This is a genomic window from Bradyrhizobium sp. PSBB068, assembly GCA_016839165.1.
Classification (GTDB): domain Bacteria; phylum Pseudomonadota; class Alphaproteobacteria; order Rhizobiales; family Xanthobacteraceae; genus Bradyrhizobium.
This window is the reverse complement of sequence record CP069300.1, coordinates 7,474,601-7,491,405: the sequence shown is the minus strand read 5'-3', so window position 1 is coordinate 7,491,405 and position 16,805 is coordinate 7,474,601. Positions and strand designations below refer to the sequence as shown.

Sequence of the window (16,805 nt, the reverse complement as noted above, 5' to 3'; positions counted from 1 at the left end):
CAGGTGAAGAAGGCGCTCCTCGACGGCCTGATCGAGAACGATACGGAGTTGGCGCACTATGCTCGTGCGGCCCGGACGCCGTCACGGGTGAACCGGAATGAAAGGCGGCGTTACGGAAAGCCGATAATCCGTCTCGGCGGATCCACGTCACTACGCATGAAGGGTAAGGCGGCGCTCACGCGCCGCCGAATTTCCAGACCGGGATGCCGAGCTTCTTGGCCTTGTCGGCGAGGTTGTCCTGGATGCCGGTGCCGGGGAAGTGCATCAACCCGATCGGCAGGACCTCCAGCAAGGCGTCATTGCGCTTGAACGGCGCGGCCTTGGCGTGTTTCGTCCAGTCGGGCTTGAAGGCGATCTGCGGGACCTTGCGGTTGTCGGCCCATTTGGCGGCGATCAGCTCGGCGCCCTTGGGCGAGCCGCCGTGCAGCAGCACCATGTCCGGGTGCTTGGCGTGGACCTGATCGAGCTTGGCCCAGACCAGCCGGTAATCGTTGAAGTCGAGCCCGCCGGTCAGAGCCACCTTCGGCCCCGCGGGCAGAAGCACCTGGTTGTCGGCGCGCCTCTTCGCCGCCAGGAAGTCGCGGCTGTCGATCATCGCCGCGGTGAGGTTGCGATGGTTGACCTTCGACCCGTTGCGGGGCCGCCAAGCTGAGTGGGTGTGGTGCTCGAATTGGTCGGCGGCCTGGTCGCGCATCAGCTCGAAGGCGTTGCGGCGTTCGATCAGCGTCTGCCCTTCCGCCGTCAGGCGCTCCAGTTCGACGGACTTGACCTCACTGCCGTCCTGTTCGCGCTGGGACCGTTGCTGCGCCAGCTCGTTATCGTCGAGGTCGCGTTCGATCCGGTCGATGGCCCGGTGAAAGACGTTCACCGTGGACCAGAGCAGGTCCTCGAGGTCGGGTTCGAGGCGGGTGTCAGCAAGCGCCACCACGAGGGCGTCGAAGATGTCGGAGATGCTGCCGGCGAGGATCTGTGCTTCGGGAAGCGGCCTGGGGTCGGGCTCGTCGTGGAAGGGGCGGTAGCCATAGAGCTGGAGTTCGTGGAGGACCTGGTCGGTCGGGGATGAGCTGTGGTGCGGCTCGAATTGGTCGTCGTGGTCGGTGGTCATCGCGGCTTTCCTCGTCGGATCGGCCGCGCCCATCGCGGCCTTCATGGCGACGAAGGCGGCGGGCGGAATGGACTTGCACCCGCAGCGAAGCGGAGGGCCGGAGCCTCGGCGGAGGACCGAAGAGGGCCGACTATTTTGTCTCGCGATGTAAAGGCGGCCTCGGCCGCCGACGGAAAATAGTCGGCCCACAAGGTTGCCGGTCCAGGCCGCTTGCCGCCCGATCGCCCTCTCAGAAGGCCGTGGGCGTGGTCCTCTCCGACGCTGACGGAAAGCATGACCGCCGACCCTATGGCGACGACGCTGCCGCGCCCCATCCCCGTTTCGGCTATGCCGCCAGATCCATGAAGCGGGCGACATCCTGCGCCGCGATCTGCACGCGGCTTGCCGCCCGAAGCGCATCGATCCCGAGCAAGCGGAGATCCTCGTTGAAGTCCCCGAGCCGTGGCGAGATCACGATCGCCTCGATGCCGGCCTCCTGCGCGCGTTCGATCAACGTCGCCATCGCGCCGTCACCGGCAGGATCGTCGTCGCGGGCGATGTAGAGCCGGCGCAATGTGTCCGGGAGCAAGATGGCCGAGAGATGCGCCGCCGAGAGGGCTGCGACCATTGGCATTGCGGGCAGCACGCACCTGAGCGACAGCATCGTCTCGATGCCCTCGCCAGCCGCCATCACCTCGCCCGCCACACCGAAGCGAACAGCGTGACCGAGCAGTTCGCCCATCGCCCGCCTCGGGGTGTCGATCGGCGCCTTGCCGAGCGTCGCCTCGGAGAAGCCGCCCGGATCGAGCCAGGTGCGATGCGCCCCGGTGAGATGGCCCGCGAGATCGGTGACGGAGGCGATCATCGCCGGCCAGGTCTCGGTGGGGCTGTGCTCATCCGGCCGATAGTAGCAGCGCGGGTGGAAGCGCAGGCTTCCGGTTCCGTGCAAAGCCGTAATGCCGCGATTACGGAGATACGTTTCTACGTGAGTCCGAGAAATCGGCTCCGACATGGCGAACAATCGACGTGCCGCCTCCGGCGATCCGGTAGGGGCGCTTGGTGCGCGTAATCGGGAGCGATCCGGTTCCGGCTCTGGGTGCGGGAGGCTGAGGAAGGTTCGCGCCTCGTTGGCAACGTCCTTGAAGTCGATCAGGCCGCAGCTTTCGCGGATCACGTCCAGCAGGTCGCCATGCTCGCCGGTCGCCGCGTCAGTCCATTTTCCGGCCGGTCCTTTCACCGATTCCTTGAGCCGGACGAACATCGAGCGGCCAGGCGTGTTGCGCACATCGCCCACCAGCCAGTAACGGCCCTCCCGCCGTCCAGCAGAGAGGTAGTGGCGACACACCGCCTCGGCCTCGCGCGCGAGACGCTGTGTCAGTTCGGACGCCTCGTGGCGCGCCATCACGCAGCCGCCCGCTCGCCGATACGCTCGACCGGATAGTGGTCGAGCACCTTCGCGAGCACCCCGGCGCCGTTCGCATCGGTCGGCACGAACATGCGCAGCTTCCAGGAGATGATCTCGCTGAAGAGGCCGTAGGCGCGCAGGCGGTCGCGCATCGCGTCGGCGAAGCCAGACAGCTCGATGCGGTGAGCGCCCATGACGCGCACCCGATGGAGTTGCAGGCCGTCGGTAAGGTCGAGGACGGTCCGCCCCTCGATCAGCGCCGCGAAGGCCGCATCCGGCGTCAGGGTGGTCGCCCCGGTCAACGAGGCGTTCGCTGCCCAAACGGCTGAGACCCTGCGGCCGATGATGCGTTCGCCTGCGTCGGTCTGTAGCCGATAGACGCGCGTCGACTCGTTTGGCATGCGCTTCCAGATTGGGAGCAGCAAGCCGGCGACGATGTGGATCGTGCTGTCGGCGAACTCGGGCACCTCCGACACTTCGCGAGCCCATGTCGCGGCGAAAGCCTCGCGGTCGGCCGCCTGCCAACGGCTCTCGTCCATCATCTTAAGCGAGGCGTGATGATGCTCCATCGGCCGGATCAGCCGAACGCGGCGTTCGATCTCGCCGTCGTCGAGCATCATGCTCGGCGCCGGGATCTGCACGGCGGCCCGGCCCGAGCGCTCGTTGATCAGCAGCATCGCGCGGGGATCGGCAAGGTGATCGAGCGCGTCGTCCAGCGTCACCGGATGATTGCGCCGGCGCTCGGTGATGGTGAGCAACCGGGTCTCTGCGCCCGTCGCGGGATGGGTGTAGATCGCGCGGCGATCGGTGACGACGAAGCTCTCGGCCCGCAGCGTCTCCAGGCCGACGTCATAGACGCCGCTGGCGATGGCGCCCTCGATCTTGGCGTTCAACAACTGCTCGAACGCCGTGAACAGCACGCCCTGAAGCTCGATGGTGAGCGCCAGCAGGCGGTTGAGGAAGGTCGTTATCGGCGGCAGCTCGTCCTTGATGCCGTTGGCGTCCATCAGTTTGAGGCCGGTGGCGTCCTCGAACATCTGGAGCGAGCAATCTTCAATCTTGCCGCGCACCAGCAGTAGATAGAGCTGGCGCAGCGCGTCGCGGGCGTAGTGCGATTCCAGATTGTCTTCGGGCCTGAACAATCCCTGTCCGCCGGTCTGGCGCTGACCGCGGGTGATGGCGCCCAGCGTGTCCAAGCGACGGGCGATGGTCGAGAGGAAGCGCTTCTCGGCCTTCACATCCGTGGCGATCGGCCGGAAGAGCGGCGGCTGCGCCTGGTTGGTGCGGTTCGTGCGCCCGAGGCCCTGGATCGCTGCGTCGGCCTTCCAGCCGGGTTCGAGCAGATAGTGGACGCGCAGGCGACGGTTCCGCGCCGACAGCTCGGCGTGGTAACTGCGGCCCGTCCCGCCCGCCTCCGAGAAGATGAGGATGCGCTTCAGGTCGTCCATGAAGGCGGCGGTCTCGGCGAGATTGGCGGAGGCGGCGCGGTTCTCGACGACGAGGCGGTCGCCCTTGCGCACCACGCGGCGCGAGCGTCCGGTCACTTCGGCCACGAGGTCCGTGCCGAAGCGCTGGACGATCTGGTCGAGCGCGCCGGGCACTGGCGGCAGCGAAGCAAGCCGCTCGATCAGCTCGTTGCGACGGGCAACGGCCTCGCGGCTCTCGACCGGCTGGCCGTCGCGGAAGACGGGCCGCGACGAGAGGTTGCCCTCGCTGTCGGTGAACGGCTCGTAGAGCTGCACCGGGAAGGAATGGGCCAGATAGTCGAGGACGTACTCGCGCGGTGTGATGTCGACGCGAACGTCGCTCCATTCCTCGGTCGGGATCTCGGCGAGCCTGCGTTCCATCAACGCCTCGCCGGTCGAGACGATCTGGATGACGGCGGCGTGGCCGTTCGCGAGGTCCTGATCGATCGAACGGATCAGCGTCGGCGTCTTCATCGAGGTCAGCAGGTGGCCGAAGAAGCGCTGCTTGGCGCTCTCGAAAGCCGAGCGGGCCGCCGACTTCGCCTGCCGGTTCAACGTGCCGGTCTCGCCGGTGATGTTGGCGGCCTGCATCGCGGCGTCGAGATGGTTGTGGATGATGGCGAACGCGCCGGCATAGGCGTCGTAGATGCGGCGCTGCTCGTCGGTGAGCGAGTGCTCGACCAGCTCGTATTCGACGCCGTCATAGGAGAGCGAGCGGGCCGTGTAGAGACCGAGCGAACGCAGATCGCGGGCGAGCACTTCCATGGCGGCGACACCGCCATCCTCGATCGCCTCGACGAACTCGGCTCGGGTGGCGAAGGGGAAGTCCTCGCCTCCCCAGAGGCCGAGCCGCTGGGCATAGGCGAGATTGTGGACGGTGGTCGCGCCAGTGGCCGAGACATAGACCACGCGCGCGTCGGGCAGCGCGTGCTGCAGGCGCAAGCCCGCGCGGCCCTGTTGCGAGGGCGCGACATCGCCGCGGTCGCCCTTGCCGCCACCGGCGTTCTGCATGGCATGGCTCTCGTCGAAAATGATCACTCCGTCGAAGTCGACGCCCAACCATTCGACGATCTGGCGGACGCGCGAAAGCTTCTCGCCGCGGTCGTCGGACCGCAGCGTAGCGTAGGTTAAAAATAGGACGCCTTCGGTCAGCCGGATCGGCTTGCCTTGGGGGAAGCGCGATAGCGGCGTGATGAGCAGGCGCTCCATGCCGAGGGCCGACCAGTCGCGTTGCGCGTCCTCGAGCAGCTTGTCGGACTTGGAGATCCAGACTGCCTTGCGGCGGCCCTTCAGCCAGTTGTCCAGGATGACGCCGGCCGACTGGCGGCCTTTGCCGGCCCCGGTGCCGTCGCCCAGCATGAAGCCCCGGCGAAAGCGGACGGCATTCAGCGCATCGTCACGGGCGGCGGCGACGAGATCGAAGGTTTCGTCCACTGTCCACGCGCCGGCGAGATAGTCGCCATGTGCCTCGCCGGCATAGATCACCGTCTCGAGCTGGGCGTCGGACAGGACGGCCTCGCTGACGAGACTGATCGGGAGGCGCGGCCGGTAGCTCGGCTTCGGCGGCGCGACCGAGGACATGGCGGCGGATTGCACCAGCTTGGTGGGATGGGCCTGGGCTCCGGGAATCCGGATCGATTGGAGCCGGTATTCCTCATAGATCGCATCGCTGAGATGCGCGCCCTCGGGCGGCGTCCAGTCGATGGTCTCGTAGGCGAGATCGACCGCCTCCGGATCGGCGACAGACGGCTTGGCCGGCTGCGCCGCTGCAACACGGGCGAGATAGCCGCGCACCGTCCGCGGTGCGGCGGCGGCCGACACGGGGATGGCGAGGCTGGGCGCGAGCGTCAGACGCGCCGGAATGTGCTCCGCGATCCAGCTCAGCAACGTGGCGACGTCGGGCGCCATGCCCCGTGACGCCGGTAACGCGGACGGGTCGTCAGCCGGCACCTTGTCGAGGACGATCAGCCGCGTGTCGATGCTCGTGCCGTGCTTGGCATAGACCGCCCCATCGATCGCGGCGGTGAAGACGATGCGGCCGCGCTCCTGCAGTCGGGCGAAGGCGTCGCGCCAAGCCGGAGCGTCGGGGGAAAAGTTCGCGCCGCTGATCGCCACCAGCCGCCCGCCCTCGGCCAAGCGCGCGAGGGCCGAGGCGATGTGGCGATAGGTGGTATCGGCCATACGGCCAGCCACATTGGCCATCGCCGAGAAGGGCGGGTTCATCAGCACGACGCTCGGGACGATGGCCGGATCGAGGTGATCGTCGATCTGGGCGGCGTCGAAGCGCGTGACGGTGACGGCCGGAAAGAGAGAGGAAAGCAGCGTCGCCCGGACCTCGGCCAGCTCGTTCAGGACGAGTGCGCCGCCGGCGATCTCGGCCAGGATGGCGAGGAGTCCGGTGCCGGCCGAGGGCTCAAGCACGCGATCCGTCGGCCCGATGGCGGCCGCAGTCAGGGCCGCCAGGCCGAGGGGGGTCGGCGTCGAGAACTGTTGGAAAGCCTCGCTCTCGGACGAGCGGCGGGTGTGGGCGGGAAGCAGGCCGGTGATCTTGGCCAGGGCGGAAAGACGCAAACCCGGAGAGTCGGCTTTGCGGAACAGCGCCTTTCCGTATTTGCGCAGGAAGAGGATGGTCGCCGCCTCGCAGGATTCGTAGGCCGTTTTCCAGTCCCAGGCGCCAGAAGCGTCGGAAGCGCCGAAGGCCGCTTCCATGGCGGCGCGTAGGATCGCGGCATCGATGCGCTGGCCGCGCTCGAGGTAAGGTAGGAGTCGCTCTGCGGCGGCGATGATCGCGCCGGCCGCGTCAGGATGAGGAACAGGCGACAGTGGCGCGGCCTGGTCGGCCGCGATCGGAGAAAGGTCGTTCATGAAGGGAGCCTCGGGAGAGCGGGAGCGGACGAGCCGGTCGGCGCTCTCTCTTCGACCGCACCGGCTCAAACCCGTCCCGGCCGCCCTCTTCCTCTCATCACGCCGCCACCTTCACGGACCGCCACCACGCGATCCGCTCGTCGCGGCTGGCGTTGGCCAGCCGATATAGGAGATCGCCGTGGCAGGGGAGCGGCGCGCAGAAGCAGACGAGGTCGCGACCGCGCAGCTCGTCGAGCGCGCGCAGCAGATGGTGCTGATCTGCGAGCCAGCGTTCGTGCTTCACGATGACGGCGGCCCGATCGCCGTCGGGGCCAATCCGAAACGGATTGCCCCATTTGCTGCCGCGACCGATGTAGACGGCTCCGGCTGGAACGCCAGTCACTCGCTTGTTGAGAACCTTGCAGATCTGCTTCGCCTCCGATCCGTTGGGCGGTCTCGGCGACGGACGGCGTAGAGCGGCGACGGTCACGCGCCCCGCGCGGAAACGGCTTGCCCGTTGACCGGCGCAGCGCGACGTCCAGGCAAGACACGCCCGAGGGTCGTGGGCTGCGTCACAAGGTTCGGAGAGCGAAATGCCGACGATCAGCCGAAACGGTGGCCGGCTGCGGCGAAGGTGTAAGCGTTGGCGGTGATGGCATCGTCGACGGACTCGTCCGAGGCGAGATAGTCGTATTCGCGCTCGAGCTGGCGATAGAGCCAACGGGCGAGATCGCGCAGCGCCTCGATGACGATTTCCTCCGTGTCAGCGGTCATGTCTTGCCGGGTCGGGCTGTCGCGTTCGACCGAGATCGCCATGCTGTATTCGTGGTAGTAGCGGTCGCGATGCGTCACGGTGGCGTGGAGCTGGTAGAAGTTCCGGCGCTGGATTGCCTGAAGGACATCGGCGATCCGATGGAGCTCATTGTCCTTCGGCGCATGATCGCGGATCGCCCGCGGCGCGCCGGTCGCGTGGCTGTAGCGCCCCTCGAAACAGGCACCATCGCCGTGACTCCAAAAGCCCGAGAACCAGATGCAGGGCTTTTGCCCCGTGCCGCCGCCATAGAGACGGACCGGCACGGTCTTTAGGTCGACGCCGAGGATGGCGCAGATCCGTTCAAAATCGTCATAGACGAACTCGAACCAGTCATGGTCGAGGCCGACTTGCCGATACCATGCGCGGGCTTTGTCCTTCGCCTCGTCGGAAAGTTCGTCCAGGCGATAGACGGTGGTTTCTATGATCTCAGGCATCGGGATCGCCTCCGTCGAGAGCGATGACGAGCCATTCGTTGGTGCTGACCCAACAGATGGTCTCGCGGACGCCGAGGTCGATGACATGCGCGCCACCACCGAAGGCGTCCAGGCGCGGACGCGAGCATGTGTTGGCGTACTCGAACCCCCAAAGACCTTTGAGGTCGAATTGCTCCGCGCAGAGCAGGACGAATTCGATCACCCGCTCGGGATCGCCCGAGCAGTCGTCGTGAATCCAAAGCTCTGCTCCGCCATCGCTCTGGATGGAAAGGTCGAAGCCGTCCGAGAAGCCAAGGCCATCTTCGTCCTCGGGTGCGTTGGCGTAGAGGTCGAGGGCGCGGGCCGCGTTCTCGGGCGTGCCGACATCGAGAAGGCACGAGAAATGGGTGAAATAGTCGGCCATGGCAGTCTCCGTAAAAGGCGAAAACCCGGCGCGGGGCCGGGCTTCGGGTGGGTTTGTGTGTGTTTGGGATCAGGCGGCGGGCGGACCGTGGATACGGTCGTCGTCGAACTCGGCATCCTCGATGACGGGCTCATGACCGTCCGGATCGATCCGGTCGATGTAGGCGATGACGCCCTCGCGCCGTTCGTCAGTGTCGATGTGCTCGGGGTATGCGATGGATTCCATCGCGATCCGTGCGGAGGCCTTCGCCTTCTCGATGGCCTCGGCGTCAGTCGCGGCTTCGAGCGTCACGCTGTCGAAGGCGCGCAGCCAGAAGGTGATCTTGACGATGTATTCGGTCACGACGTGCCTCCATCACCGTCGGGATCGCGCGCCCCGGCGAGGATCGCTTCGGCCTTGGTGATCGCGGCGTGCGCGCGTTGTCGCCAGGCCAGATCGTCCGCCGGATCACCCTCGGGTGCGTGGGCGAAGATCTTGAGCAAGCCGAGCAGGACTTCGAAGTGCTCGGCCTTGCGCTGGAGGCTCTCGCCGAGGTGCGAGGGAACGGGGAGCGCCGGGACGCTGTATGGCGATACGTCGCCCGGCCAGATGCCGGTCACATAGGTCTCGCCGGCGGTTTCGTAGTCCTCTTTCTGCCCTTCCCAATCATCGTCTTCGATGGCGAGGCGGCAGGCTTCCGCGAGTGTATCGGCTTCGTAGCCGCGCTGGCGGTAGATCGGAATCCGGTAGGTAGCTTCGATCGTGAAGATTGGCATGATGACCTCCAGAAATGCGAAAAGCCCGGCTGGGGCGGGCTTTGGGTGGAAACGAAGCATGTAATGCGGCGTCAGAGGCGCCAGGCTCGAACCATCTCCTGGGCCTGATCGTGGTAGGCGAGCATCTGGCGATAGAAACGATGACGCTCGCCTCTGAGCGCCGGATCACGGCGGGCGCGCGGCTTCAGCTTGCGCGCAGCGGCGCGCACGACGGCCCGCCATCCGTCATGAACCGTGACGTCGAGGCGGAGATAGGTTCCGTACATCTCAGCCTCCGGCGGCTGAGCCGACCACCGCGAACGGATCGACGAGTTTGTGGATCGGCTGCGCGCGGCCCATCCAGGGTTCGGGTCGGATGCAGCGCACCCAGTCGGCGAAGCTCGGAATGAAACCAAGATCCTCAACGACGTGCTGTTCGCCGATCAGGCGCACAGGCACGACGCGGCCGGTCGAGATCGTGATCGTCGGGCCGAAGAAGCGTTCCAGCATGAAAATGCCTTCGGCGTGATGCCGCAGCGCCCGGTGGCGGAAGTCGGCGGTGATCGCCTTCGACTCATCGAACCATTGGTGCAGCGGCAGGTAGTCTTCAGCGGTCCCGCCCCATTTCCTGACCGACGAGAGGGCGTGGTGATAGCAGTGTCCCATGGCCGCCTCCTCAGAAGGTGTGGGTGTGGTTTTCGGAGGCGGTGTAGCGCTCGTTGTAATCGAGCGTGATCGCGCCTTCCGCGACATCGAAGATGACGTCGCCATAAGCGCCGTCGCCATTCTCCCAGCCGCAATGCGTCTTTTCGAGAACGTCATAGGCCAGGCTCTCGACGGCGTCGGAGATGCTCACCGACGAGCGCTTCGGCTCGGTCTGGTCCCCGACGGCCTCGGCGAATTCGATGGTCGCGCCAGGCATGGTGACGGAATCGTCGCCGGCCTGAGCTTCCACATTTTCGATCTGACCGGAGTCGCCGTAGCCGTCGAAGCTGACGACGACGCGGGTGATGCCGGCGAACGCCAGTGCGTCGAGTAGCGCGGTCTTGTTGAGGGCAAACAGTTCGGCATCAAGCTTGGCTCGGGCCGCGGCCTTCATCTCCCATTCGGAAAGCGGAGCCTGGGATTCAGACGTGGTGTCGGATGTGTTGGTCATGGTGGTTTCCTGAAACAAAAGCGCCCGGCGCGTGGGCGGGGCTGTCGGATTGGTTGAGGGGAAAGGATGCGCGGGACGGCCGAAACCGCCCCGCGCGATCGGGTTACTCAGCCGCGATCGTCTGCGGCTCGTCTTCTGCTTGCTCTGAAGGCTCGTCGTCGTCTCCGGCGAGGAATTCCGGCAGCGCCTCGGCCTCGCCTTCGTCGCCGACCTGATCGACCGACGGCGCGTCGTCGTCGACGGTGCGCAGCGGCTCAGGCAGCCAGAAGCTGTCGGCGAGAAGCCGCTCGGCCTCCTTGGCCATGTCGCCCTTCTTCAGATGGTCGATGAGCTGGGCGGCACGCTCGCCTGCGCCTTCGCGAACCGCTTCCAGGATGCGGCGCTTCGGCACGCGGCCGAGATAGTTCTCGACGGTCGGACGCCATCCGGCCTCCACCATGTCGAGACCGACGGCCCGGGCGATGCGGTTGGCCTCGCCGATGCGATGCTCGACACCGTGGGACGAAATGCCGGCACCGTAGCGGTCGGCCTTCTCGTAGAGCGCGTTGACCCCGAACGAGGCGCAATGCGCGAAGAGGGCGGCCTGGTCGTCGCCGGTCAGGGTGGTGAGCCAGTCCCAGAGATCGGCTCGATCCTTCGGCAGCCGTTCCTCCCAGCTTTTGTGGCGTTCGGAGATCGTCTTGGCCGTCGGCGTATCCTTCAGACCCTGCGCCTGGATCGGGAAGGTGACGCTGCGAATGGCGACCTCCATGGCGCTGCCGGAGGCGAAGTAGCGCGAGAAGACATCCAGGCAGAACTTGTGCAGAACCGCCTGGAACGCGACCGACGGCGTGGTCGCGAGCTTGTCGCGCAGCGCCAGCGTCCGTTCCGCAGTCAGCTCGGTCACAAGGCGGTCCGGCAGCGGCTTCACCACGTCGTCGTCCTCGTCCTCCGGTTCGGAAACTTGGCCGCCGATAGTGATGACCGCGCGCTGGATCACCGGCGCGCCGGGTTCCACGCCATCTGGGCTTGCCGCGCCGGTTTCATCATCGCCTTCCTGTCCGGGCTCCACGATGGGCGCCTCATCCTCGGGACGGACGTAGCCACGGTCGACGGACAGAGCACCTTCGGAATCGATGCTGACGAAGACGCCGGCACGGGCGGTGTCGGTGGGGTCGAAAGTGACGGGACGATCGTCGAAGGCGGCGAGCGCCGTTTCGATTTCGCCGAGCCGTTCGTCCACCTCGTCGGGCAGCTCGTCTGCCCCGTCATACTCGGCTTCGAGCTTGGCATATTCGGCGTTGAGCGCGTCGATCGTCGCCTGTTCCTCGGGCGAAAGATCGGCGGCAACTCCCTCCAACGCGCGGAGTCCGCGCGTGTGGCCATAGGGGAAGTCGGCCGCGACCTCGATCCACTTCCAGCCTTCGGCCGCGATCTTCTCGGCCTCGGTCTTCAGCTTCTCAGTGAAGAGGCCATCGAGCAGCGCCACGTCTTCGAGCCAGCCGCCGTCGTCGGACTGGAACAAGTCGCGCAGCACTACGCCACCGGCCGCCTCGTAGGCATCGAGACCGACGAACACTGCCCGGCGGTCCGAGGCACGCACCGTCTTCTCCGTCAGCATGCGGCGGATCTGATAGGGTTCCTTCTGCCAGGATCCGGAGACGGCCTGCCAAACCTGCTCTTGGCGTGTGTGGTCGGACGTGACAGTGAACGCCATCAACTGCTCCAGCGACATGCCGTCCTCGGCGTAGAGGTCGAGCAGGGTCGGCGAGACCGACGCCAGGCGCAGGCGCTGCTTCACGACATTCACGCCGACGAAGAATGCAGCGGCGATGTCTTCCTCGGAGCGCCCCTTCTCACGCAGGGCCTGGAAGGCGCGGAACTGGTCGAGCGGATGCAACGGCGCACGCTGGATGTTCTCGGCCAGTGAATCGTCCTCGCCGAGGATGTCGGTGCCAGGATCGCGGACCACGCACGGAACCGGCGCGGTCTTCGCCAGCCGCTTCTGCTTCACCAGCAGCTCGAGCGCCCGGTAGCGGCGGCCGCCGGCCGGAATCTCGAACATGCCGGTCTCGGCGCCCTCGGCGTCGAGAACCGGCCGGACGTTGAGGCTCTGAAGCAGGGTGCGCCTTGCGATGTCCTCGGCCAGCTCCTCGATGGAGACGCCGGCCTTCACGCGCCGGACGTTGGACTGGGACAGAACCAGCTTGTTGAAGGGGATGTCGCGCGAGGACGACAGGGTGATCTTCTGAACAGCGATAGCCATCGGGATGTACTCCGCGACGGGCGCCGGGAGACTCTCTCTCGGCTTCCAACCCGTCACGAAGACCGGCGCAGCCCTCTTCCTTTCGGACCGCCGCGCGGGCCCTGGCGCCGCGGTAGAAGCCCCCGGCCGCCGGTGCCCGCAGGAACAGGCGGCGCGCGGGACCTCCCTTAAAGAGCCGCTCCATTGCTAAGATGGCGTCAGGGCACGTTCGTCGGGGATGAAGCGTAATGGCAAAACGGATCATCACGGTCTTCTACGCTTGGCAGAGCGACCGGGATCAGAAAGGAAATCGACACTTCATCCGTCGCGCTCTCGACGAAGCCGCCAAGCGCATCAATGACGATGATGCCCTGGCGGTTGAGATTAAGGTCGATGCGGATACGGAGGGCATCCTGGGCACGCCCCCGGTGACTGAAACGATCCTCAAAAAGATTGGCGCATCAGACATTTTCGTGCCGGACCTGACCTTCATCGCGCAAACCGACGCGGGTAAGCTGACCCCCAACCCCAACGTCATGGCCGAATATGGCTACGCGCTTCGCGCGCTGACGTTCGAGGCGATGATGCCGGTCATGAACACACATTATGGCGCGCCAACTGAGCTGCCGTTCGACCTGGGTCATGTTCGCCATCCCACCCAGTATGATTTGCCGCCCGCTAGCCCCGACGGAGCACGGCGTGCAGCCCGGGCGGTCCTCTCCGAAAAGTTTGAAGCCATCATGAGGTTGATGGCCCAGAATATTCTCAGCAAAGCGCGCACGGATAATCCGTTTGTGCCCACCGCACCGGTCCGGCCGCCCGCCTTTTTCTTTCAGCCCGGCGATGTGCTGGTGAATTTCGGCTATCCCGGCGAGCAGGAGATGCGGTTCAAAAGAAATCGGGCCATCTTTCTGCGGCTCTATCCGACCTATGCGGATCAGCCACGTGTCGGCTTGAGCCGGGCAATTGAGGTCGCCCAGCGATTGATGCCGCTGCAGCGCGTGATCACGTCCCCGCACAACCGCAACGACTGGGGCGCTATCAATCTCCAGCCACATGGCGACGGTATTACAAGCTTCACCCAGATCTTCGAGACCGGCGAACTTTGGGGCGCGAGCGAAGAGCCGTTCAGAACGGGCAACCCGTCATTTGTCGCGGCGATCGGCGTGGAAAAGGCGTTCGTGGCGGCTTTGGAGAACCACCGTCTTGTTTACGAGAGAGAACTCAAGCTCCGCCCGCCCTTTACCGTCGAGTTCGGAGCAGTCGGCCTGACGAATCAGCACCTGCTTGTGCCCAGTGTCGAATTTCCTTCGGGGGAATATGCGGGACCGATCCGAAAGGACAGCTTTTGCCGGTCGTTCCAACTAGGCAGCTTCGACGCGACGGAGTGGACGTCCGCCCTCAGAGATTTTCTCATCGACTTCTATGACCTGGCGGCGGTGGACCGGTCGAAGGTTCTCACGGACGCCATCGTTGCGGCGAACCAACTGCCCCCGCGCTAACCCGTCACGCCGCCGCTCGTTCACTATCAGCCTCGCCGAGGACGCGGTCGTGATCGGGCAGAAAGCTCAGGATCCAGTCAGCCGCCTTGCTCGCCTGCGACGCCGCGCGCACGATGGCGCGGTTATCCTCGCGCAGCACCTCGAGCCATGAGCCGATATAGTCGGCATGGCGCACGGTCGGGATGATGCCGAGCGAGGCGCAGCAGAAGGCGGCGTTCATCTCGGCGATCAACTCTTCGAACGCATACTTCTTGGTGCCGAAGGACCCGGTCAGGTCGCGATTGAGGCGGGAGGAATGGCCGCTGGCGTGGCCGACTTCGTGGAGGGCCGTCCGGTGCCAGTTGATCGGCTCGAAATAGGCCTGTGGCGGCGGCACCATCACGAAGTCCGGGCCCGGCGCGTAGAAGGCGCGGTTGCCGCCGATGCGGAAGTCGATGCCGGTCGCCCGGATCAGCGCCTCGACCCTCGGTTCGATCAGGTCCGGTGGCGGCGGTGGCGCAGCGGCAGCAATCTCGGCCGGCAGGTTCTCGCATTGGGCAGCGTTGAAGACGGTGAATCGCTTCAGGAACGGGATCGCGGCCGCCTCCTCGCCGGTCTCGCGGGCGCGCCGCTTTTCGTCCTGGGGCGTGAAGCGGTCGGCATAGACGACGGTGGTGCCGTGTTCGCCCTTGCGCACGTTGCCGCCGAGCGCAAGCGCCTGGCGAAAGGTAAGCCAACTCTGGGCGGAGAAGCCGTGCTCGATCACGGCGCCCCAGAGGATCAAGACGTTAATCCCCGAATACTGTCTGCCGGTAACGGCATTCTTAGGCATGGCGAGCGGCGCCTTCGCCGCCGCCGTTCCCCAGGGCTGGACCCAAGGCAGGGAGCCAGCCTCCAACTCGCTGATAATCTTTGTGGTGATCTCGTCGTACAGGCTGGCGCGGCCAGGGCCGGCCTCGTGGCGGTGCTTGGACATCGCGGGTCTCCGCGACGGGCGCCGGGAGCCTCTCTCCCAGCCCTCAACCCGTCACGGCAAATCCCGTCCGCACTCTCACTCTCGGCGGGGCGTTGCGGGGCGGCCTGCCCCGCAGAAGGGGTCGGCAGAGACCTCGGCTCGGCCGCAGGGGAAGAAGCTATGGGGCCGGTGCTGAAGATCTGAGAGCATCGTCGCATCTTTCACCCCCACGGAGACGCCCCCGATGAAGCCGGTCGATGATCTGAGCCGCTCGCTTGTGGCCTTTGACCAAGAGTCCGCAGTGGTCGCAGTGATCGAGCTGAGTAACACGAGCTGGTTGGTCGCCGGCACATTACCGGGCGTCGCCCGCCGGCCGCTGAAGAAGCTGGACCCCGATCCGGCGGCGCTGGGGCAGTTGCTGACGCGATGGCGGATCGAGGCCGAGGCCGCCGGTCGACAGATCGGTCGGATGATCGTTGCCTACGAGGCCGGCCGCGACGGGTTCTGGTTGGCCAGGTGGTTGCAGGCTCGAGGCATTGAAACCCACGTCATCCATCCGACTAGCGTGGCAGTGTCGCGCGAGCATCGCCGCTCGAAGACCGACCGGTTGGACTCGGCCATGCTCATGCGGGTGTTCTTCGGCTGGCTGCGCGGCGAGCGCGGCCACTGCAGCATGGTCGCTATCCCAAGCCTCGAGGAGGAGGACGCCAAGCGGCCAAGCCGCGAGCGCGAGAGCCTCGTCGGCGAGCGGACCCGGATCATCAACAGCGTCAAGTCTGGCCTACTTCGGCTCGGCGTGCGCGGCTTTAACCCGGCGCTGCGTCGGGCGGCCAAGCAGCTGGAGACCTTGGTCACGCCGGAGGGCAGTGCCCTGCCGCCCAACACGCTGGACGAGATCCGCCGTGATCTCGCCCGCCTGGCCGTAGTGCGCGAGCAGATCGAGGCTATTGAGCGCGATCGGCTGGCCCGCCTACAGCAAGCACCGCAGTCGCGGTCCAACGCCATGGTTGTGCTTCTGGCCCGTGTCGTCGGCGTCGGGCTTGAGACCGCCGACATGCTGGTCCAGGAGGTCCTGTCGCGGCCGCTGCGCGATCGGCGGGCCGTCGCGCGCTACGCCGGTCTGACCGGCTCGCCGGACGAGAGCGGCGCCCGACGACGTGAGAAGGGCCTGGCCAAGTCCGGCAACGCCCGCGTGCGCCGCGGCCTCATCCAGTTGGCCTGGCGGTTCCTGATGTTCCAGAAGGGCAGCGGTCTGGCGGCCTGGTATCGCTTCCGAACCGAGGCAGCGCCGACAGGGCGCAAAAAGATGATCGTCGCCCTGGCCCGCAAGCTGCTGATCGCCTTCTGGCGATTGGTGACCACCGGCGCCGTGCCGGACGGCATAGTCCTGCGCGCGGCTTGAGGGAGGCGCAGACCCCCAGGAACGACAGAGTTTGACGGCGATCGCAGGCGCGGACGTCGTCGATCAGATCCGAGGTGGCGGTGACACGAGGAACGCCGTGGCCAATATGCCGAGGGAAGAATGTGCCCGCCGCCTCGGAGCCTCGCACTCGAAGCGAATGGCTGCTTCATGGTCCAGGCCCGCAAGGCCAACCGAATACAAGGTTGCGGTGCGACTATCGTGCCCGACAGCGAGCTCCCCTCGGATTCAGATCGGACGACCGCCCAGCGAGCCTTGACAAGGAATTCCCCATACAAGGCTTTCCCCTCAAGGGTCTATTGGATCGAAACCTCCAGGTGACTACCAATTGGCGGCGCGACGACTACCAATCAGCCGATCGGTCCGACGGGTCTACACATTCCAT

General features: G+C 66.1%; 15 protein-coding genes. 2 read left to right on the top strand and 13 right to left on the bottom strand.

The features are described 5' to 3' along the window. Window positions 1-175: 175 nt before the first annotated feature. The 12 genes from JQ507_34725 to JQ507_34670 all read right to left on the bottom strand — a co-directional run bounded on the left by JQ507_34725 (window position 176) and on the right by JQ507_34670 (window position 12,585). Complete coding sequence (locus JQ507_34725) at window positions 176-1,105, bottom strand: DUF2493 domain-containing protein (GenBank protein QRI73645.1); 930 nt, start codon at window positions 1,103-1,105, stop codon at window positions 176-178. 325 nt (window positions 1,106-1,430) lie between these two features. Beyond that, on the bottom strand, window positions 1,431-2,486 hold the full coding sequence (locus JQ507_34720) for a toprim domain-containing protein (GenBank protein QRI69922.1): 1,056 nt from the start codon (window positions 2,484-2,486) through the stop codon (window positions 1,431-1,433). Continuing rightward, entirely contained in the window at window positions 2,486-6,820 is a 4,335-nt protein-coding gene (locus tag JQ507_34715; protein ID QRI73643.1) for a strawberry notch family protein, read from the bottom strand. The genes JQ507_34720 and JQ507_34715 overlap by 1 nt, the downstream gene beginning before the upstream one ends. Before the next feature lie 97 nt (window positions 6,821-6,917). After that, window positions 6,918-7,226 carry a DUF4326 domain-containing protein gene (locus tag JQ507_34710; GenBank protein QRI73644.1) on the bottom strand — a complete coding sequence of 103 codons (309 nt, stop codon included), beginning with the start codon at window positions 7,224-7,226 and terminating at the stop codon, window positions 6,918-6,920. Window positions 7,227-7,402: 176 nt separating this feature from the next. After that, complete coding sequence (locus tag JQ507_34705) at window positions 7,403-8,047, bottom strand: antitoxin of toxin-antitoxin stability system (GenBank protein ID QRI69921.1); 645 nt, start codon at window positions 8,045-8,047, stop codon at window positions 7,403-7,405. Beyond that, a complete protein-coding gene (locus tag JQ507_34700) occupies window positions 8,040-8,450 on the bottom strand; it encodes a hypothetical protein (protein QRI69920.1) in 411 nt (136 codons plus the stop codon). Before JQ507_34700 ends, JQ507_34705 begins: the two co-directional genes overlap by 8 nt. Before the next feature lie 69 nt (window positions 8,451-8,519). Beyond that, on the bottom strand, window positions 8,520-8,792 hold the full coding sequence (locus JQ507_34695) for a hypothetical protein (protein QRI69919.1): 273 nt from the start codon (window positions 8,790-8,792) through the stop codon (window positions 8,520-8,522). Next, window positions 8,789-9,205 (bottom strand): hypothetical protein, encoded by a 417-nt coding sequence (locus JQ507_34690; protein ID QRI69918.1) that lies wholly within the window; start codon window positions 9,203-9,205, stop codon window positions 8,789-8,791. The genes JQ507_34695 and JQ507_34690 overlap by 4 nt, the downstream gene beginning before the upstream one ends. A 71-nt stretch (window positions 9,206-9,276) precedes the next feature. Next, on the bottom strand, window positions 9,277-9,471 hold the full coding sequence (locus JQ507_34685) for a hypothetical protein (protein QRI69917.1): 195 nt from the start codon (window positions 9,469-9,471) through the stop codon (window positions 9,277-9,279). A gap of 1 nt (window position 9,472) precedes the next feature. Continuing rightward, window positions 9,473-9,850, bottom strand: a complete 378-nt coding sequence (locus tag JQ507_34680) for a hypothetical protein (GenBank protein ID QRI69916.1) — start codon at window positions 9,848-9,850, stop codon at window positions 9,473-9,475. A 10-nt stretch (window positions 9,851-9,860) separates the two neighbouring features. Continuing rightward, window positions 9,861-10,340 carry a hypothetical protein gene (locus tag JQ507_34675; GenBank protein QRI69915.1) on the bottom strand — a complete coding sequence of 160 codons (480 nt, stop codon included), beginning with the start codon at window positions 10,338-10,340 and terminating at the stop codon, window positions 9,861-9,863. A gap of 103 nt (window positions 10,341-10,443) precedes the next feature. Further along, window positions 10,444-12,585, bottom strand: coding sequence for a ParB N-terminal domain-containing protein (locus tag JQ507_34670; GenBank protein ID QRI73642.1), 2,142 nt, complete (start codon window positions 12,583-12,585; stop codon window positions 10,444-10,446). Between the two features lie 227 nt (window positions 12,586-12,812). On the opposite strand from JQ507_34670, the gene JQ507_34665 reads away from it, so the two are divergent. Then, window positions 12,813-14,066: a hypothetical protein gene (locus tag JQ507_34665; GenBank protein ID QRI69914.1), complete on the top strand. Its 1,254-nt coding sequence runs from the start codon at window positions 12,813-12,815 to the stop codon at window positions 14,064-14,066. A 4-nt stretch (window positions 14,067-14,070) separates the two neighbouring features. Here the strand turns inward: JQ507_34665 and JQ507_34660 are convergent, their stop codons facing one another. Further along, window positions 14,071-15,021, bottom strand: coding sequence for a DUF1738 domain-containing protein (locus JQ507_34660; GenBank protein ID QRI69913.1), 951 nt, complete (start codon window positions 15,019-15,021; stop codon window positions 14,071-14,073). A 223-nt stretch (window positions 15,022-15,244) separates the two neighbouring features. Between JQ507_34660 and JQ507_34655 the strand changes: the two genes are divergently transcribed. After that, the gene (locus JQ507_34655; protein QRI69912.1) at window positions 15,245-16,402 is read left to right on the top strand and encodes an IS110 family transposase; all 1,158 of its coding nucleotides are present in this window, start codon (window positions 15,245-15,247) and stop codon (window positions 16,400-16,402) included. The last annotated feature ends 403 nt before the right edge of the window (window positions 16,403-16,805 follow it).